Source organism: Paenibacillus sp. VMFN-D1, from assembly GCF_003386155.1.
GTDB lineage: Bacteria > Bacillota > Bacilli > Paenibacillales > Paenibacillaceae > Paenibacillus_AQ > Paenibacillus_AQ favisporus.
Map to the genome: position 1 here is coordinate 482,557 of NZ_QRDU01000005.1, position 19,223 is coordinate 501,779.

The following is a 19,223-nucleotide window of genomic DNA, read 5'->3' on the forward strand; positions in this document are numbered from 1 at the left end:
AAGTGAGGAGATGCAGCCAGAGAGAAAGGAAGGGAAAGCATGCACAACACGAACATCCCCCGGGATTGGGACGATCTCGCAGTGCTGGAAAAGAACCGGATGAAAGGCAGAGCCTATTTCGTTCCTTATGCGGACGTCGAAGGGGCCTTGAGCGGCGACCGCGGAAGCTCGCCCTGGTTTCAATCGCTGAACGGCATTTGGAAATTTCATTATGCATCCAGGCCGGAGCTGGCGCCGGACGACTTTCGGGAAGAAGCGCTGACCGGCTGGGACTGGGCGGATATTCGGGTGCCGGGACACTGGCAGCTGCAGGGGTACGGCAGTCCGCATTATACGGACCTGGACTACCCGTTTCCGGTGGATCCGCCCCGGGTACCCAATGACAATCCAACGGGCAGCTACGTCCGGGAATTCGAGCTGCCGCCCTATTGGCAGGGAAGACGGATTACCGTCAAATTCGACGGCGTGGACAGCGCCTTTCATGTGTGGCTGAACGGATCGTTCGTCGGTTACAGCCAGGGAAGCCGGCTGACCTCGGAGTTTGACCTTACGCCTTATTTACAGCCGGGGGTCAACCGTCTCGCCGTCCGCGTATATCAGTGGTCGGATGGCAGTTACCTGGAGGACCAGGACATGTGGTGGCTGAGCGGCATCTTCAGGGACGTCTACCTGATCGCCGAGCCCGCCTCGATCCGCGTCGCCGATTATAAGGTGGTTACCGAGCTGGACGCAAAGTTTGAGCAGGGGGTGCTGAACGTTCGGCTCAACCTGGAAGGGGTTGAACCGGACGGAGTCGTCGCGCTGCGGCTGCTGGACCCAGCGGGGCAGGAAGCTGCCTCTGCTAATGAAGCAGTGCCAAATGGCTCCAGTACCTTGGATGTCCGCCTGCCCGTTGCTCATCCGGCTTTGTGGAGCGCAGAACATCCTGCACTGTACCATTTACTGATCATGGTAACGGACGCGCGCGGGAGTCAGACCGAGATCATTGCGCAGCGGGTGGGATTCCGGCAGGTGGAATTGAAGGACGGCAGATTCCTCGTAAATGGTAAGGCGATCCTGCTCAAAGGAGTCAATCGGCACGACCATCACCCGGATACCGGCAGAACCGTGACTTTGTCCACGATGCGGGAAGACATCCTGATGATGAAGCGCCACAATATCAACGCCGTCAGAACGGCTCATTATCCGAACGATCCGCGGTTCTATGAACTTTGTGACGAATACGGGCTGTACGTCATGGAGGAGACGGATCTGGAGACGCACGGGTTTGAGCCGCTCGGGAACATTTCGCGCCTCAGCGACGATCCCGCCTGGACGGAAGCTTATGTCGACCGCGTCCGGCGCATGGTCGAGCGCGACCACAACCATCCTTCTGTCATCTTCTGGTCGCTCGGCAACGAGTCGGGCTTTGGCTGCAACTTCCGCGCCATGTCCGAGTGGTGTAAGGCGAACGATCCGACGCGCCTCGTGCATTATGAAGAAGACCGGGAAGCGGAAGTATGCGACATCGTCAGCACCATGTATTCCTCCGTGGAGAAGATGGAGGGCTTCGGGAAGCTGATGGACCATCCGAAGCCGCATATTCTGTGCGAGTTCGCCCATGCGATGGGCAACGGACCCGGCGGGCTTACGGCGTATTTCGATACCTTCGAGAAGTTCCCACGCTTGCAGGGAGGCTTCGTCTGGGAATGGATCGATCACGGTCTGCGCAGACGCACGGCCGACGGGCGTGACGATTACGCCTACGGCGGCGACTACGGCGACGTGCCGAACAACGGGAACTTTTGTCTTGACGGTCTGATCTTCCCCGACCGCACGCCGTCGCCTGGATTGATCGAATACAAGAAAGTCATTGAGCCGGTTCGTGTGGAGTGGGCGGAAGCAGGCCGCATCCGCATCACGAACAAGTATGACTTTATGACGCTTGAACATCTTCAGGCGGATTACAGCGTGACGGCCGACGGCCGTACCCTGCGCAGCGGTGTGCTGACCCTTCCGGCCGTGGGGCCGGGGGAATCGGCGGAGCTTGCGCTCCCCTTTGCGTGGGACCGTCCGGAAAGCGGTCTGGAAGCCGGGACGGAGCGGTGGCTGAACGTCGGCTTCACGCTGGCGGCTGACTGCAGCTGGGCGGAGCAGGGGCATGAAGTCGCCTGGACGCAGCTGGCGCTGCCTGATGTGGCTCCGGCAGAGGCGTCGCGGCATCAAGCAGCCCGGTCCGCTGAGGCTGCGAGCCTGCGCCGGGACCTGTCTGTTCAGGAACGAGGGCATGCGCTGATCCTGGCAAGCGACCGATTCCACTTGGAAGCGAGCAGGCTTGAACCCGGCATCACTTCGCTCCGGATGAACGGCAAAGAGCTGATCTGGCACGGACCGCGGCTGAACTTTTGGCGCGCGCCGATCGACAACGATATGTATGTGCTGGCGGACTGGCGGAAGGCGCACCTGAACCGGCTGACCGAGCGGGTGGACGGTTTCCGCTGGGAGCGGCTTGGCGCGGACGCGGTCCGGCTGGCCTGGTCCTCGCGGATCGCGCCGCCGGTATACGACTGGGGCTTCCGCTGCGAGACGTCGTACACGGTGACGGCGGACGGGCTTATCATCATGGACGTAGCCGGATCGCCGATCGGCACGCCGCCGTCCATGCTGCCGAAGATCGGGCTGCAGCTGCAGCTTCCGGGGGATTGTGAACGGGTGGCCTGGTACGGCCGCGGTCCCGGGGAGAGCTACTCGGACAGCAAGGAAGCCGGCCGCATCGGTGTGTACCGGAGCACGGTGGACGGCCTGTTTACGCCGTACGTGTATCCGCAGGAGAACGGCAACCGCACCGATGTGCGCTGGGTTTCGATGGCGGACAGCTCGGGGCTGGGGCTGCTTGCGGCGGGCTCGCCCGTACTGGAGTTCAGCGCAAGGCGGTACACGGATCAGGATCTGGAGCAGGCGCAGCACATGACAGAGCTCAAGCCGCGCGACTATATTACGCTGAACCTGGACTACCGGCAGAACGGGCTCGGCAGCAACAGCTGCGGTCCGGTGCAGGCGCCGGAGCATGCGGTGAAGCCCGAACCGTTCCGGTTCCGGATGCTGCTGCAGCCGTATTTGGCGGAGGACCAGGTGCCGGAGCGGCTGAGCCGGCAGATGGCTGGGGAGGCCGCACGATACCCACTTAAGGAGGAGAACGAGGATGCTTAATACACAGGACGTTTTGAACTTGTCGGGGAAAGTGGCGGTCGTGACCGGAGGAGCATCCGGCATCGGCCTGGCTACCGCCGAGCTCCTGGCGGGCTTCGGCGCTCACGCCGTGCTGATCGATATCAATGAGGCGGCCGGGGAGGCGGCGGCCGCAGGCATCCGGGCCGAAGGAGGCTTGGCCACCTTCCGCCGCTGCGACGTCACCTCGGCCGCGGACTGCGAACGGACCGCGGCTGAAATTGCTGCCGATCTGGGAGGCATCCACATTCTGTTCAACAATGCGGGCGTCATCCGCCGCCGAAGCGTGACCGAGCTGGAGGAGCGGGATTGGGACCTGGTACTCAATGTGTCCCTCAAAGGCGTCTACCTCCTCTCGAAATACGTCATTCCGGTGATGGAGCGGTGCGGCGGAGGCAGCATTATCAATACGGGCTCCGGCTGGGGCCTGAAGGGCGGGGACCGTGCCGCGGCCTACTGCGCCGCTAAGGCAGGCGTCGTAAACCTGACGCGGGCGATGGCGATCGACCACGGGCCGGCAAACATCCGCGTCAACTGTGTATCGCCTGGCGATACGGACACGCCGCTGCTTCGGGACGAAGCCAAGCAGCTGCAGCAGGACGAGGCGGCGTTCCTCGTCGCCTCCGCCGGGGGACGCCCGCTCGAGAGGCTCGGCACGCCGCGCGATATCGCGAATGCGGTGCTGTTTCTCGCGAGCGACTTGTCCGCCTGGGTCACGGGCAGCGTGCTCGTCGTCGATGGCGGCGGGATCGCCTGACACGAAGCACGTTCTGATTTTTTCAACCCTATACTACAATCCCATCATTTCTTTAGTTCATTCTGTACAGAACGGAGGCGTTAACTTTGGCAGAACACAGAATGTATGCCCATCCTTATATACCGAATACCGTCCCGGAAGTCCGGGACGCCATGCTGCGGGAAATCGGGCTGACGTCCATGGACCAGCTTCATGACGCCATTCCCGATCACCTGAAGCTGAAGCGGGAGATGGACCTCCCGCCGGCCATGAACGAATATGAGCTGCGCCGGCATATCGAAGGCATACTCGCCAAGAACAAGCACGGCGCGGATTACCTGAATTTTTTGGGGGCAGGCTGCTGGCAGCATTTTATTCCGGCGGTTTGCGACGAAATTAACCAGCGCTCCGAATTCGTGACGGCTTATGCCGGCGAGCCCTATGAGGATCACGGCCGCTTCCAGGCGCTGTTTGAGTATCAGAGCCTGCTGGCCGAGCTGGTGGATATGGACGTCGTCAACGTTCCGACCTTTGACTGGGCGCAGGCCGCGTCCACAGCGATCCGCATGGCCGGCCGCATCACCGGGCGGCGCACCGCCCTGATTCCGCGCTCGGTAGATCCGGATAAGGTCGCCATCATCCGCAATTACTGCACGCCGGTCATGGACATCCGCATGGTGGAGATCGACCCGGCCACCGGGAAAATGGACCTGGCCGATCTGGAATCCAAGCTGGACGGGGACACCGCCGCCGTCTATTTCGAGAATCCCGGGTATCTCGGCATCATCGAAGACCAGGGAGCGGACATATCCCGCCTCGCCCATGCCGCTCAGGCATTGTCGATCGTCGGGGTGGACCCGATCTCCCTCGGCGTGCTGGAGCCCCCGGCCCGTTACGGCGCGGACATCGTCTGCGGGGACCTGCAGCCGCTCGGCATGCATATGAACTACGGCGGGGGACAGGCCGGATTTATCGCAACCCGCGACGAAGAGAAATTCGTCATGGAATACCCGTCCCGGCTGTTCGGCATCGTTCCGACGGAAGTGGAGGGCGAGTACGGATTCGGCGACGTTGCATACGAGCGCACCTCGTTTGCGCTGCGGGAGAATGGCAAAGAATCCGTCGGCACGCAAACCGCCTTGTGGGGCATTACGGCTGGCGTCTACTTGGCCCTGATGGGACCAAACGGCATGCAGGAAGTGGGGGGAACGATCGTCCAGAAGGCGAAATATGCTGCCAACCAGCTGTCCGGCATTCCAGGTGTATCGCTGCGCTTTGGCGGCACGCCGTTCTTCAAGGAGTTCGTCGTCGATTTCAACGGTACGGGACGCACTGTGGCTGAGATCAACCGCCAGCTGCTTGATGAAGGGATTTTCGGCGGCAAGGATTTGTCGGCAAGCTATCCCGATTGGGGGCAGTGCGCCTTGTACTGCGTCACGGAAATTCATACCCAGATCGACCTGGACCGCCTGGCCGGAGCCGTCCGCGCCATCGTAGGCGCAGGCGCTTCAGCGGCCGGAGCATCAGGAGAGGAGCAGACGCCATGAAACGGATTGTCAGGGACCGGAAGGTCCGCCAGTTCCACCAAGCCAAATGGGATGAGCCGGTCATCTTTGAACTGCACCGCGCGGGAGAGCGGGGCGTCATCCCGCCGCAGGCCGAACCGGCCATTGCAGCGGAAGCCGGCGGCGTGCAGGACGCCATTCCGGCGAACATGCGCCGGAGCCAGGCGCCTGCCCTGCCGGAGATCGGCCAGGCCAAGGTGCTGCGCCATTACCTGCGCCTCTCCCAGGAGACGCTGGGCTCGGATTTGAACGTCGAAATCGGGCAGGGCACCTGCACGATGAAATACATCCCGCGGATCAACGAAATGCTGATCCGCAGCCCCCGCATGACCGAGCTCCATCCGCTCCAGGATGTGAGCTCGGTACAGGGCATGCTGGAAATCTACCACAGCCTGGACCTTGCGATGCGGGAGATTTCCGGCATGGACGCCTTTAGCTTTCAGCCGAGCAGCGGCACCCAGGCGCTGCTGGCCATGGCTTCCATCGTGCGGGCTTACCATGACTCGCGCGGGGAGGGGGAGAAGCGTGACGAGATCATCACGACGATCTTCTCCCACCCGTCCCAGGCCGCGACCGCTGCCGTCAAAGGCTACAAAATCATCACCCTTCATCCGGACGAGGACGGATTCCCGGACCTGGAGAAGCTGAAAGCTGCGGTCTCTGAACGGACCGCCGGCTTCGTCGTGGCGAACCCGGAAGACACCGGCATTTATAACCACCGGATCCGCGAGTTTACGGACGTGGTGCATGCCGCCGGCGGGGTCTGCTACTACGACCAGGCCAATGCCAACGGCCTGCTCGGCATTACCCGCGCGAAGGAAGCGGGCTTTGACATGTGCTTCTTCAACCTGCACAAGACGTTTGCCGCGCCGCATATGTGCGGCGGACCGGCCACCGGGGCGCTCGGCGTGACCGATGCGCTGAAGCCGTTTCTGCCGGGACCGCTGGTGGATCAGGCGGCGGACGGGAGCTATATCCTGCGGGAGCAGGGTGGGAGCAGCATCGGCAAGGTCCGCAGCTACCACGGCGTCGCGCAGACGGTGCTCCGCGCCTACGCGTGGATTCTCAGCCTCGGCGCGGAAGGGCTGAAGGATGTGGCGCAGACCGCTGTGCTGAACAATAACTATCTGTACCACAAAATCCTGCAGATCCGCGGGGCAAGCGCGCCATACATCAAGGGCCGACGCCTGGAGCAGGTCCGCTACAGCTGGAAGCAGCTGACCGACGAGACCGGCGTCACGACCGAAGATATTACGCGGCGGATGTGCGACTTCGGCCTGCATTACTGGACCTCCCATCATCCGTACATTGTGCCGCAGCCGTTTACGCTCGAGCCGACCGAATCGTACTCCAAGGAAGATCTGGACGAGTACATCCAGACGCTGGAGCATATTTCAAATGAAGCGTACACGAATCCCGAGATGGTCCGGACGGCACCTCATGCCAGCACGGTTCACCGCAACGACGAATCGTCCCTGGACGATCCACGGCAGTGGTGCATTACCTGGCGCGCCTATCTGAAGAAGACCGAACCGTCAGCGGTGAAGTAACCACAAATGAACCTATGAGACCAAGGCCACAGCCGAACCGATGGCTTTGGTCTTTTTTTATGAACTTGGCCCAATATAGTCCTCTTAGACATAATGAGGCGGCTGGCCAAGCCGGATCCGGGGGAGGAATAGGTCTTCCGGTTCCCTTACGCTCGTTATCCAAAAAACATGAAAAATTTGGAGAAGGAATAACCCTTTTTATAGAGAACTATGCTTGTATAGTCCATAAAACAGCCAAAGATGGACTGCATTGTTCACAGCCAAAACAACCAAATATTTGGAGGAGTGATCGAGGGTGAAGGAGAAGGTGCGTGTTGGAATGATCGGTCTCGGCGCACGCGGCATGGGGCTGCTGAGAGGAATCATCCTGCATATGGAAGATGTCGAGGTTGTCGCGGTTTGCGACCTGTATGAAGACCGCTGCGAGGAGGCGGCTGGATATGTCCAGGAGACAGGAACCGCCAGACCGCTGGTAACGACCAAATATCAGGAAGTTGTGGCCCTGCCGGGGCTGGACGCCGTTGTCATCGGCGCATCCTGGGCGGACCATATTCATATTGCTACGGCATGCATGGAAGCCGGAATCTACGTGGCAAGCGAAGTCGGCGGCGCCTATTCGGTTCAGGAGTGCTGGAAGCTGGTGGAGACGTACGAGCGCACCGGCGTACCCTGCATGATTATGGAGAACTGCTGTTACGGACGCGAAGAACTGATGGTGCTGAACATGGTCAAGCAGGGCGTATTCGGCGACATCGTTCACTGCGCCGGCGGCTACCATCACGATCTGCGCGAAGAAATTGCCTACGGCATCGAAAACCGGCATTACCGCCTGAACAACTATATTCACCGCAACTGTGAAAACTACCCGACGCATGAGCTCGGACCCATTGCTCAGATCCTGGGCATCAACCACGGCAACCGGATGGTATCCCTCGTCTCCATGTCCTCCAAGGCCAAAGGCATGCATGAATACGTTGTCCGGGAGAGAGGCGCCGATTCAGCGCTTGCCCAGACCGAGTTTATGCAGGGCGATATCGTTACTACCGTTATCAAGTGCGCCCATGGCGAAACGATCACGATCACGCTCGACACGACGCTTCCCCGCTACTACTCCAGAGGGTTTACGGTCCGGGGCACGAAGGGGATGTATGTGGAGGAGAACCATTCCATTTACATCGACGGACAGCATGACGAGCACCACTTTGACTGGAAAAACCAATGGGGCAACGCCGATTCCTTCCGTGAGCAGTATGAGCATCCGATCTGGAAGAAATTCATCAGCGAGGGCGTGAAGGGCGGCCACGGCGGCATGGACTGGCTGGTCTACTCCGAATTTATCGAATGCGTGAAGAACGGCACGGATACGCCGCTTGATGTGTACGATATGGCAGCATGGATGAGCATCTCGGCCTTGTCCGAGGAGTCGATTGCGCTCGGCGGTCATCCGGTGGCGATTCCGGATTTCACGAACGGAAAGTGGATGAGCCGTTAAACGATAAAGCGATATTTTAAGCGAAATTTCTCGAAAAAGTGACCTGCAGCCATTAGGGGGAACTTCCCAATGTGCAGGTTACGGGCGAGGCGCTGGCGATGAAGCCGGCGCTCTTTTTTTGTCTAACCGGCGGCCATCCTTGCCCTGCGAGCGAACAATTTATTGAAAGCACTTTCACTTCATATGATATAATGCAATAAAAGCAGACATACCTAATATATCAATCACTTCCACCGTTTGCATCGTTAAAGCGCAGCAGCCGCTTGCCCCTAAGGTCCTATCCCTGCATATCATTAGTTCATAAGGAGACGAGTCCGTACGATGTTTAATGTTCTTGTAGTAGACGATGAGCATGTTCAACGAGAGGGCATCAAGGATTTGATATCGGAATACCGGTTTCCGTTCCACGTGCTCGAAGCCGACAATGGCCGCGCGGCCGAAACCATTTTGAACCGTCACCCGATCGATATTTTGATCACCGATGTCAAAATGCCGCTGATGAGCGGCCTCGAGCTCGGCAGGCTGGCGAAAAAAACGCAGGACAACCTCAAAATCGTCATCTGCAGCGGGTACGACGAATTCGAATACGCGAAAACCGCCATCAAGCTGGGCGTCGTCAACTATCTGCTCAAGCCGCTTGTGACTGAGGAATTTTTGGAAGTGATGGAGGAGATTACGCATATTCGCCCCCATGCCGGCGAGCCGGAGGTGGAATCGGAGGAATCGAAGGTGATCCGCCAGGTGAAGGAGTTCGTGAAGGATCACTTTCAGCGCGACCTGTCATTGACGGAGGTGGCCAATGAGGTGTATCTGTCCCCAGGATACTTGAGCATTTTGTTCAAGAAAGAAACCGGGATGAACTTTTCCAAATATTTGACCGACCTCCGCCTGCGCAAGGCAGGCCATCTGCTGCTGAACTCCAATATGAAAATTAACGACATCGCGGCGTTTGTCGGCATCGACAACACCTCTTATTTTTGCCGGCTGTTCAAAACCAACTACGGCGTGAGCCCATTACAGTATAGAGAGAGCGGGAATGTCCATGCTTCACTGGATCAAGAGCAGGTTCAATGATATCCGGTTCCGCAACAAGCTGCTGCTGTCCCACCTTTTTATTGCGCTGATTCCCATTCTGCTGCTAGGCGTTCTCGCTTTTATCCAGTCCTACCGCATCCAAATGAAGGAGCTGAAGAGCGAAGCCGCGGCCAGTCTGGACCAAGTGGCGAACATTCTCGATTATAAAATCAACCGCTACAACACGCTGAGCGAATTTATCGTGCTGAACCGCGATTTTTCGAAATTGTTTACCCGGAACTATGCTGGCAATTACTTCGAGATGTTCCTTGATTTCCGGGATATTATGGACCCGCTCATTTCCAATACGAAAACGATGGACGACAATATCGAGGGCATTACGTTCTATACGTCCGGGGATTTGCTCGGCATCCGCGACAACATTTTGCCGCTCAGCGATTTGAAGCAAAAGCCGTGGTTCGACGGGTACCGGGGCAGGCATTGGGTGGTGGATGGCAGTCACGTCTATCTGGTGCAGGAGCTAATTAGCAATTTGAAGGACAGCAATTACATGGTGATCTCGGTCAATTACGACAGCATTTTCTCGGATATGGACAAGCTGTCGGATCATATTACTGTGCAGATCGAGGGTCCGCAGCACCAGCCGATCTTCCGTGAACAGAAGGCGGACCCGCCCGCGCAAGGGGCGACCCGGCTCGACCGGACGCTGAAAAGCAACGGCTGGACGATCCATTATTACCTGTCCAATGCGAACGCGTATGTCAACGCGCTGACGTTTTTCAAAATCACCCTGCTCGTCATTGGATTAAGCCTGCTCGTCGCCTTTTTCCTGATCTATATCGTGTCGAACAACTTCACGAGGCGGATCATTCATCTCAAAAACAAGGTGGACAAGGTGGAGCAGAACAACCTGGACGTCGTCATCCAGAGTTCTTCCCGGGATGAGTTCGGGGAACTGACGAACGGCATCGGCAGGATGCTGGGGCGTATCAACAGTCTGATTCACCAGGTGTACCAGGCGGAAATCGCCAGGCAGCAGAGCGAGTACCAGCGGCTGATTAATCAGATCAACCCCCACTTTCTGTACAACACGCTGTCTTTTATACACTGGCGGGCCAAAAAGAAGCGTGACCTGGAAACCGGGTACATGGTATCGACGCTGGCCAAGTTCTACCGGACGACATTGAACGGGGGCAGGGAGATGGCGACGGTCGCGAACGAAATCGAGCATATCCGGGCGTATCTGGACCTGCAGCTCGTCATGAATGACGGGGACTTTGACGTGGAGTTTCAAGTGGATGAAGATACGGCGGATTTGAAAATCATTCACTTCGTGCTGCAGCCGATCGTGGAGAACGCGATCAAGCACGGGTTCACCCATCCGGAGGCTGAGGAAACTCCGCGGATCGTCATTGCGTCGCGCCGGCAGGAGGGGATCCTGACGCTGATCGTAACGGATAACGGCGTCGGGATGACCCCTGTCCAGGCCGCCAAGCTGCTGTCGGCAGAGAACGGGGGAACCGGCGTGAAGAACGTCAACGACCGGATGAGGCTGTATTACGGGCCGCCGTACGGCCTAGCCATCGACAGCGCCCCCGGGATGGGCACGACGGTCACCCTGACGTTTCCTGCGGAGCCGGCGGACACGGCGCCGAAGGGGCTAGTCGAGAGCGCGGCTGCCGGTCCATAGAGGGCGGAGATCAGCGGCAGTGAATGGGGCGTGTAGCCGCTTCGAAGCGCCGTTGGCCGGCAGGCAATCCTGTTTTTAGAGCACAGAAGGAAGAGCCGGCTACCGTATGGAAAGAAGGTAAAGAAGGAAAGAGCGCATGAGGAGGAAGAAAGCATATGTTTGAACATTTGGTCTCATTTAAATTTAACCGCCTTCTTGAGCCGGAGCTGGAGCAGGAGCTCCTTGGACTGCTGCGGGGGCTGAAAGATCAGATTCCCGGTATCGTTGACCTCACGGCCGGCCTCAATGAAACGGAGGAAACGGAGAACGTTCACGGGTTCAGCCTTGGGCTTCGCGTGACTTTCAAAGACCGCGAATCACTGCAGGCCTACGGGCCGCATCCGGCGCATCAGGAATTTGTCCGCAAACTCGATGGCTTGATCGAGCAGGTCGTGGTGGTGGACTTTCCCGTTCAAGGCTGAGCATCCATAATCGGCGAGGCTGTGTGAAGCCGGCAGTCGTGCTGCCTGCTGGTATATACCGTGATATTCCTATGATTGCTCAACGTCTGGTAGCTGCCGCCAGAGCCAAAGAGCGTTCCTTCGGGGCGCTCTTTTTGTGTGTCGAAACCGCTTGCGGGGCATTCATGAAAAAAGTGACACAGAACGGAAAAATGTGATATATACGTTTTTTTTGCAACCGCATACAATTTTACTTGTACAAGGAATCGACATGAAAGGGGTTCAAAGGGATGAACAAGAGAAAAATATCGTCACTGCTGGCCGTTACGTGCATAACGGCGCTCATCGTCAGCGGATGCGGCGGCGGAAGCGGCAAGGCGGAGGACAAGGTTGTCAGCGAAAAAGACTACGAGCCGTACAGCAAGTACGAATCCCCGGTAGAGTTTACCATCGGACGCAATACGAGCCATACGAACAATCTGCCGAAGGGCGATTCGATTGAAAACAACATGGCGACCCGCTACGTCGAGAGCAAAGCAAACGTGAAGGCCAAGGTAGCCTGGGAGACCGACGATATGGACCAGAAGCTGTCCCTGTCGATGACGACGGGTGAGCTGCCGGACGTGATGCTGGTCAGCCGCACGATTTTCAATCAGCTTGTAGACAATGACCTCATTGAAGATATGACCGAGGTCTACGAAAAAACCGCCTCCGAGGGTGTCAAAAACATCTACTCCTCTTATGGGGATCTGCTGCTCGACCAAGTGAAGGTGGACGGCAAAATCATGGGCCTGCCGATGACGAATATCGGCAACCAGCATCAGCTGCTGTGGGTTCGCAAAGACTGGCTGGACAAGGTCGGCGGCAAGCTGCCACAGTCGGTGGACGATGTGTGGAACCTGGCCAGAACCTTTGTGGAGAAGGATGCCTCCGGAACCGGCAAGACGATCGGGTTCGGGATGAATCAGGACGCGATGAATTTTTCGCCGATATTTGCAGCTTATAATGCATTTCCGGGCCAGTGGATCAAGAAAGACGGCAAGGTCGTGTACGGCTCCGTGCAGCCCCAAATGAAAGAGGCGCTCGCCGATTTGGCCGAGCATTACAAGGAAGGGCTGATCGACAAGCAGTTTGCGGTCCGCTCGGACGAAGAGAAGGAAGCGCTGGTCATCAACGGCCAGGCCGGCATGCTCTTTAACCCATGGTGGATCGGATACACGAATTACAAGGATTCCATCAAGCAGGATCCGAAAGCCGAATGGGTGGCGGTATCCGCACCTGTAGATGAGAACGGCAAATTTAAAACGATCCGGCAGGACCCGGTCGGTGGAGGCATTGTTGTCGTGCGCAAAGGTTACCCTCATCCCGAGGCGATCATGAAATCGATCAACCTGACGACGGATTTTCTGTACTCGTTGACGGACGACGCCGTCCAGTACAAGAAGGAGCATGCCAGCGAAGGGCTGACCGACCATAGCCGCTGGAATAACGAGCCGACGCAAATTCCGATGCAGGTGGACTATGACGACGTGCTCAAGCGCTATTACGACGACATCATGAAGGCTGACAAAGCAGGCAGCGCCGACGGAATTCAAGAGGACCGCGTCGTGTCCTATGAAGCGTACCAGGAGTTCAAGCAAAAGGGGACTGCGGTCGATGCCAATACGTACGGCGAATATTTGTCGCGGATCGAGGGGCAGCGGGAGGCCAACAATCCGAACCTTGAAGTAATCCCGGCCGGCTTCTACGGCACGACGGAGACGATGAAGCTGAAATGGGCCAACCTGCAGAAGATGGAGCAGGAAATGATGCTGAAGATCATCATGGGCCAAGCCAGCATCGATGCTTTTGATCAATTCGTGTCGACCTGGAAAAAGACCGGCGGCGACGAGATCACGCAGGAAGTGGAAGAGATGAGCAGCAGGTAAGTCCCTGTCAATACATCCTGGATAAATGGAAGTGATAAGTATGTCTTCGCTGGAAGCAAGTCTCCGTACGGAACGGCAGGTTTCGGGACGGATACGGAAGAAACGGAAAGCCTTTCATGAAATGACGTATCACTTCATGCTGCTGCCGGGCATGGTGCTGCTGTTCATTTTCTCCATCGTCCCGATGTTCGGCATCGTGATGGCCTTTCAGAAATTTATCCCGGCCAAAGGCATTTTCGGCTCCAAATGGGCTGGGCTGACTAATTTCACGTATATGTTTCAGCTCCCGGACGCGAAGCAAATTTTCGTCAATACGCTGGTTATCGCGGTCGGAAAAATCATTCTGGGGCTGATCGTGCCGATCGTGTTTGCGCTGCTGCTGAATGAAGTCCGCCTGAAGGTGTTTAAAAGCACCGTGCAGACGATCGTGTACCTTCCCCACTTCATGTCCTGGGTCGTGCTCGGCACGATGATGACGATGATTTTCTCATATGACGGCATGGTGAACAACGTTCTGCAGCTGTTTGGGATGGACAGAACGATGTTTCTGGCCAGCAACACCTGGTTCAGGCCGCTGCTGATCGTGACGGACACTTGGAAGGAGTTCGGCTACGGAACGATCGTCTATTTGGCCGCCCTGACGGGCATCAATCCTTCGCTGTACGAATCGGCTGCTCTTGACGGGGCAAGCCGGTGGAAGCAGACGCTGAACATTACGCTGCCCGGAATTTTGCCGACGATCATCCTGCTCGGCACGCTGAGCCTGGGCAATGTGCTGAATGCCGGCTTCGATCAGGTGTTCAATATGTACAATCCGCTGGTCTATCAGACCGGAGACATCATCGATACGTTCGTGTACCGGATGGGTCTGATCCAGATGCAGTATTCGTTTGCCACTGCGGTCGGCTTGATGAAATCGGTCATCAGCTTCGTGCTGATCGTCGTGTCCTACAAGCTGGCTTCCAAATACGCCGGTTACCGGATTTTCTAGAAAGGGGCGCTGATTTGCATGATACAATCGAGAACGTTCGGGGCGCAGGCTTCCCGCTTCCTGATCATCCTGGTGCTGGTGCTGATCGCCTGCCTGTCCCTTGCCCCGATCATCAATACGATCATGGTGTCGGTGAGCAGCAGCACGGCGGTCAACGCGGGCAAGGTGTATTTTCTCCCGGTAGATATCAACTTCTCCTCTTACGTTAAAATTTTGGACGATGAGAAGTTCTGGAGGGCTTTCCTGGTGTCGGTGGAACGGGTCGCCCTGGGCGGAGCGATCAACATGGTGCTGACAATTCTGATGGCGTATCCGCTGTCAAGAACCGCCTCGCAGTTCCGGGCACGCAACGTCTATATGTGGATTATCGTGTTCACGATGCTGTTCAGCGGCGGCATTGTTCCCTGGTACATGGTCATCAGCAAGCTAGGATTGATCAACTCGATCTGGGCGCTCGTGCTGCCCGGCGCGGTACCGGTCTTCAACGTTATCCTGCTGATGAACTTTTTCAAAGGGATTCCGAAAGAGATGGAGGAGGCGGCCTTTATCGACGGGGCGGGTCCGCTGAAAATTTTGTGGCATATCTTCATCCCGGTGTCCCTGCCCAGCCTGGCGACGATCACCTTATTTGTCATCGTGGGCCACTGGAACAACTTCTTCGACGGGATCGTGCTGATCAACGACAGTCATAAGATCCCGCTCCAAACGTATCTGCAGCAGCTGAATTTGACCCGGGACCAAATGCAGAATCTGTCGGTTGAGCAGCTGCAGCAGTACAACAAGATCTCTAACACCACGCTCAACTCGGCCAAAATTCTCGTGTCCATGATCCCGATCCTGCTGATTTATCCGTTCCTGCAGCGGTATCTCATCCACGGTATCGTGCTGGGGTCGGTCAAGGAATAGCGGATTCCGATAGGCAAAACATGACAGCGACAATGAAGGACGGGGCTGACCGCGCAAGCTTTGCAAAAGGCTGCGGGGGCAGCCCTGTTCGGCGTTTGCCGGGAATGGCCGGAAGGGATGCGAAAGTGGTGCGGATAACCAATTGTTGACTTCAAAAATGAACTTATGTTATATAAAAATAAGAATAATTAGCACTCATTATGTTTGAGTGCTAAGATACTATGTTCGTTGAGGGGAGTATGCTAGATGGCCATGAAAGAGTTTAAAGCCGAGTCGAAACGACTGCTTGAAATGATGATCAACTCCATTTATACGCAGCGGGAGATCTTTTTGCGCGAACTCATCTCCAACGCCAGCGACGCTATCGATAAAATCTATTATAAAGCGCTAACAGACGACCAGCTGGTTTTCAATAAAGACGATTATTACATCCGGATCACGCCGGATAAAGAAGCCAGAACGCTGACGATTTCCGATACGGGCATCGGGATGACGCAGGAGGAGCTGGAGAACAATCTGGGCGTCATCGCGAAGAGCGGGTCGCTGGCCTTCAAGAACGAGAACGAAGCCAAGGACGGCCACAACATTATCGGCCAGTTCGGGGTCGGCTTCTATTCGGCGTTCATGGTGGCGGACCGGGTGACGGTCATCACCAAGGCGCTTGGCTCCGATACGGCGTACAAGTGGGAGTCTGCGGGAGCGGACGGCTATACGATCGAGCCTGCGGCGAAGGATACCGTGGGTACGGAAATTGTGTTGAAAATCAAAGATAACACGGAAGAAGACAATTACGATGAATTTCTGGAGGATTACCGCCTCCGGACGATCATCAAGAAGTACTCGGATTTCATCCGGTACCCGATCAAGATGGACGTCACCGGACACCGGCCGAAAGAGGGCGCGGACGGAGAGTTCGAGGAATACAGCGAAGAGCAGACCGTGAACAGCATGGTTCCGATCTGGCGCAAGAACAAGGGCGAGCTGACGGAAGAGGACTACGTCAACTTTTACAACGAGAAGCGCTACGGGTTTGACAAGCCGCTGACGCATGTGCACATCAAGGCGGACGGGGCCGTTGTGTACAACGCGCTCCTGTTCATTCCGGAGCACACCCCGTTCGATTATTATACGAAGGAATACGAGAAGGGGCTTGAGCTTTACTCGAACGGCGTCCTTATTATGGAAAAATGCGGCGACCTGCTCCCGGATTACTTCAGCTTCGTCAAAGGGATGGTCGATTCCGAAGACCTGTCGCTGAACATTTCCCGAGAAATGCTGCAGCATGACCGTCAGCTGACGCTGATCGCGAAAAATATCAAGAGCAAGATCAAGAGCCAGCTGCAAACGCTGCTCAAGGATGAGCGGGAGAAATACGAGAAGTTCTACGAGGCGTTTGGCAGACAGCTGAAGTTCGGCGTGTACAACAATTACGGCGCGGATAAGGACGTTCTCCAGGACCTGCTGCTGTTTACCTCTTCCAAGGAGAAGAAGCTGGTAACGCTGGACGAATACGTATCCGGCATGCCGGAGGATCAGAAATATATTTACTACGCCGCCGGCGAATCCGTGGAACGGCTTGAGAAGCTGCCGCAGACGGAAATGGTGGCCGATAAGGGCTACGAAATTTTGTACTTCACCGACGATATTGACGAATTTGCCATCAAGATGCTGATGAAGTACAAGGACAAGGAATTCAAGTCGGTATCAAGCGGCGATCTCGGTATCGAGACGGAAGCGGACAAGAAGGATGAAGCGGCGGAGACGGAGAGCAAGGAGCTCTTCGAGGAGATGAAGAACATTCTCTCGGGCAAGGTGAAAGAAGTCAAGGCTTCCAAACGGCTGAAGTCCCACCCGGTCTGCCTGTCCACGGAAGGCGACTTGTCGATCGAAATGGAGAAGGTGCTCAAAGCGATGCCGAGCGGCCAGGACATCCAGGCCGACAAGGTGCTGGAGATCAACATACACCACGAGGTGTTCCAGTCCCTGAAGGATGCTTATGACAAGGACCGCGAGAAGCTGGGCCTGTACACGAACCTGCTGTACAACCAGGCGCTGCTGATCGAAGGGCTGCCGATCCAGGATCCGGTCGAATTTACGAACGATATTTGCAAAATTATGGTGTAAGCCAAGCTCCTCCCGACCTGCGGCAGAATGCTTGACAGGCGGTACAACCCGGCCTGCCGGAGTTTTGATCTCCGGGCCGGGTTCCTTTTTTTGCCGGAGGGCGGGCTGCGAAGCGAACATCGTGTATAATGGTAGAAGGGCGCAGGGTGATGCCTTAACCGGTCATGCTGCGCATGCTTAATAACGAAGAAGAGGTGTACATGTTGGAAGACCCTACGTTACAACTGGAACAAACAAACATACAGCACGCCATCATCGGCGAACCCATGACCAGCTTGTCCGAGATTTTGCTGAGCCTGACCAAGACGAGGCTGTCCGCGCTGGCTTCCGTCCACAGCATCACAGGTCGTTCCAAGATGAAGAAAGAAGAGCTTGCCGAAGCGCTGTCGGATTACGTCACGAATACGGAGCATTTGTCGTCCATGCTGCTCCAGATGGATGGTGCCGAATGGAGCCTGTTTGAGACGCTCCTTCAGGAGTCTTCCGTTCAAGATAATACGATTCCATACGGGGATTATGCCTTTTTGCTGGATCGCGGGCTCGTATTCAGCTTTTTCTCGGAAGGTCAGCTGCACCTGATCATGCCGGAAGAAATAAGGGACGCCATCCGCAAGGCTGATCTGCCTGCTTTGAAACAGCAGCACGGCCAGCACCAGCTGGCTTATCAATATATTGTTGCCGCATCCCATTTGTATGGAGCGGTTAATGTGGACAAGCTTCTTGAGATCTACAATGCCCAGAATGAACAGGCGCTGAGTGCGGAGGAGCTTCTGAATGAAGTGAACGAGGCGATCGGCCGGGGCGAGAACCTGCTCCTTCACGGCGGATACATCGTGAACAGCTATCTGCTCCACGACCTGGACGAGCAGAAGATGAACGACTGGATCGCGAAGGTCGAAGGGAAACCGTATTATGTTCCCGACCAGGAGGAGCTGCTCCGGTATGCGGACGAGACGTATTTTGAAATGACGTCGCAGCTGTCCGCGCTGCAGCAGTACGTGCTGCGGGAGCTGTGTAAGGACCAGGAGACGGTGGAATACCTGATCGACGATCTCCAGCTGGCGTGCGCCAAGGGTTCGTCGATTCAGGATCTGATCTACGAATTCGAGAGCCGCAAAATCAATTTCAAAAACCCGCTTCAGGCCCAGCAGACGATTCAGCTGCTGACCGAAGTCTATAACCATACCCGGATGTGGGCCAATAACGGCTTTACCCTGGTGGAGCTTCAGGCCATTGCCGACGGCGTTAAGCCGGAGCTGGTGAAGCTGGTGAACGTCTCCGCAGCGGATACCGTGCCGAAGGTGGGACGCAACGAGCCGTGCCCTTGCGGCAGCGGGCTGAAGTACAAGAAGTGCCACGGAAAATAAACGCTTATCGCTCTATTTATCCTATATAGATCATCAACTATAAGGGCGGCAGTCCGGACATGAACGTCATGTCCCGGGCTGCCGTTTTTGCGTTTCCCTCTTTTCATATGATCCAGCGCCTATGGATTGATTCCGAACCGTCCCATCCGATAGAATAAAATGAATAAAGAAAGCGCTTACCTCTGCCGGAAA

Annotated in this window: 13 protein-coding genes; all 13 read left to right on the forward strand. The window is 56.6% G+C overall.

Annotation, left to right across the window (positions count from 1 at the left end; translation table 11 throughout):
- Positions 1-39 precede the first annotated feature (39 nt).
- The 13 genes from lacZ to C7820_RS28625 all read left to right on the forward strand — a co-directional run bounded on the left by lacZ (position 40) and on the right by C7820_RS28625 (position 19,031).
- On the forward strand, positions 40-3,189 hold the full coding sequence (gene lacZ / locus C7820_RS28565; protein WP_116233908.1) for a beta-galactosidase, LacZ type: 3,150 nt from the start codon (positions 40-42) through the stop codon (positions 3,187-3,189).
- Positions 3,182-3,964 (forward strand): SDR family NAD(P)-dependent oxidoreductase, encoded by a 783-nt coding sequence (locus tag C7820_RS28570; protein ID WP_116233909.1) that lies wholly within the window; start codon positions 3,182-3,184, stop codon positions 3,962-3,964. The genes lacZ and C7820_RS28570 overlap by 8 nt, the downstream gene beginning before the upstream one ends.
- 101 nt (positions 3,965-4,065) lie before the next feature.
- On the forward strand, positions 4,066-5,490 hold the full coding sequence (gcvPA, locus tag C7820_RS28575; protein WP_116233968.1) for an aminomethyl-transferring glycine dehydrogenase subunit GcvPA: 1,425 nt from the start codon (positions 4,066-4,068) through the stop codon (positions 5,488-5,490).
- Positions 5,487-7,058, forward strand: a complete 1,572-nt coding sequence (gene gcvPB, locus C7820_RS28580) for an aminomethyl-transferring glycine dehydrogenase subunit GcvPB (RefSeq protein WP_116233910.1) — start codon at positions 5,487-5,489, stop codon at positions 7,056-7,058. The genes gcvPA and gcvPB overlap by 4 nt, the downstream gene beginning before the upstream one ends.
- Before the next feature lie 295 nt (positions 7,059-7,353).
- Positions 7,354-8,550: a Gfo/Idh/MocA family protein gene (locus tag C7820_RS28585; protein WP_116233911.1), complete on the forward strand. Its 1,197-nt coding sequence runs from the start codon at positions 7,354-7,356 to the stop codon at positions 8,548-8,550.
- 321 nt (positions 8,551-8,871) lie between these two features.
- Positions 8,872-9,624: a response regulator transcription factor gene (locus C7820_RS28590; RefSeq protein ID WP_116233912.1), complete on the forward strand. Its 753-nt coding sequence runs from the start codon at positions 8,872-8,874 to the stop codon at positions 9,622-9,624.
- Positions 9,593-11,275 (forward strand): sensor histidine kinase, encoded by a 1,683-nt coding sequence (locus C7820_RS28595; RefSeq protein ID WP_116233969.1) that lies wholly within the window; start codon positions 9,593-9,595, stop codon positions 11,273-11,275. The genes C7820_RS28590 and C7820_RS28595 overlap by 32 nt, the downstream gene beginning before the upstream one ends.
- Positions 11,276-11,430: 155 nt before the next feature.
- A complete protein-coding gene (locus tag C7820_RS28600; protein ID WP_116233913.1) occupies positions 11,431-11,736 on the forward strand; it encodes a Dabb family protein in 306 nt (101 codons plus the stop codon).
- A gap of 269 nt (positions 11,737-12,005) precedes the next feature.
- A complete protein-coding gene (locus C7820_RS28605) occupies positions 12,006-13,643 on the forward strand; it encodes a type 2 periplasmic-binding domain-containing protein (protein ID WP_116233914.1) in 1,638 nt (545 codons plus the stop codon).
- A gap of 121 nt (positions 13,644-13,764) precedes the next feature.
- Positions 13,765-14,634: an ABC transporter permease gene (locus C7820_RS28610; RefSeq protein WP_244364612.1), complete on the forward strand. Its 870-nt coding sequence runs from the start codon at positions 13,765-13,767 to the stop codon at positions 14,632-14,634.
- Positions 14,635-14,652: 18 nt separating this feature from the next.
- Positions 14,653-15,540, forward strand: a complete 888-nt coding sequence (locus C7820_RS28615; RefSeq protein ID WP_089548628.1) for a carbohydrate ABC transporter permease — start codon at positions 14,653-14,655, stop codon at positions 15,538-15,540.
- Positions 15,541-15,786: 246 nt separating this feature from the next.
- A complete protein-coding gene (htpG, locus tag C7820_RS28620; RefSeq protein ID WP_116233916.1) occupies positions 15,787-17,664 on the forward strand; it encodes a molecular chaperone HtpG in 1,878 nt (625 codons plus the stop codon).
- A 200-nt stretch (positions 17,665-17,864) separates the two neighbouring features.
- The gene (locus C7820_RS28625; RefSeq protein WP_181909223.1) at positions 17,865-19,031 is read left to right on the forward strand and encodes an SEC-C metal-binding domain-containing protein; all 1,167 of its coding nucleotides are present in this window, start codon (positions 17,865-17,867) and stop codon (positions 19,029-19,031) included.
- Positions 19,032-19,223: the final 192 nt, after the last annotated feature.

What these genes read in the sequence shown, in the direction of transcription:
- C7820_RS28625 (WP_181909223.1), top strand. Translation starts at nt 17,865, where the DNA reads ATGTTGGAAGACCCTACGTTACAACTGGAACAAACAAACATACAGCAC.
- htpG (WP_116233916.1), top strand. Translation starts at nt 15,787, where the DNA reads ATGGCCATGAAAGAGTTTAAAGCCGAGTCGAAACGACTGCTTGAAATG.
- C7820_RS28570 (WP_116233909.1), top strand. Translation starts at nt 3,182, where the DNA reads ATGCTTAATACACAGGACGTTTTGAACTTGTCGGGGAAAGTGGCGGTC.
- gcvPA (WP_116233968.1), top strand. Translation starts at nt 4,066, where the DNA reads ATGTATGCCCATCCTTATATACCGAATACCGTCCCGGAAGTCCGGGAC.
- lacZ (WP_116233908.1), top strand. Translation starts at nt 40, where the DNA reads ATGCACAACACGAACATCCCCCGGGATTGGGACGATCTCGCAGTGCTG.
- C7820_RS28610 (WP_244364612.1), top strand. Translation starts at nt 13,765, where the DNA reads ATGACGTATCACTTCATGCTGCTGCCGGGCATGGTGCTGCTGTTCATT.
- C7820_RS28615 (WP_089548628.1), top strand. Translation starts at nt 14,653, where the DNA reads ATGATACAATCGAGAACGTTCGGGGCGCAGGCTTCCCGCTTCCTGATC.
- C7820_RS28600 (WP_116233913.1), top strand. Translation starts at nt 11,431, where the DNA reads ATGTTTGAACATTTGGTCTCATTTAAATTTAACCGCCTTCTTGAGCCG.
- C7820_RS28595 (WP_116233969.1), top strand. Translation starts at nt 9,593, where the DNA reads ATGCTTCACTGGATCAAGAGCAGGTTCAATGATATCCGGTTCCGCAAC.
- C7820_RS28605 (WP_116233914.1), top strand. Translation starts at nt 12,006, where the DNA reads ATGAACAAGAGAAAAATATCGTCACTGCTGGCCGTTACGTGCATAACG.
- gcvPB (WP_116233910.1), top strand. Translation starts at nt 5,487, where the DNA reads ATGAAACGGATTGTCAGGGACCGGAAGGTCCGCCAGTTCCACCAAGCC.
- C7820_RS28590 (WP_116233912.1), top strand. Translation starts at nt 8,872, where the DNA reads ATGTTTAATGTTCTTGTAGTAGACGATGAGCATGTTCAACGAGAGGGC.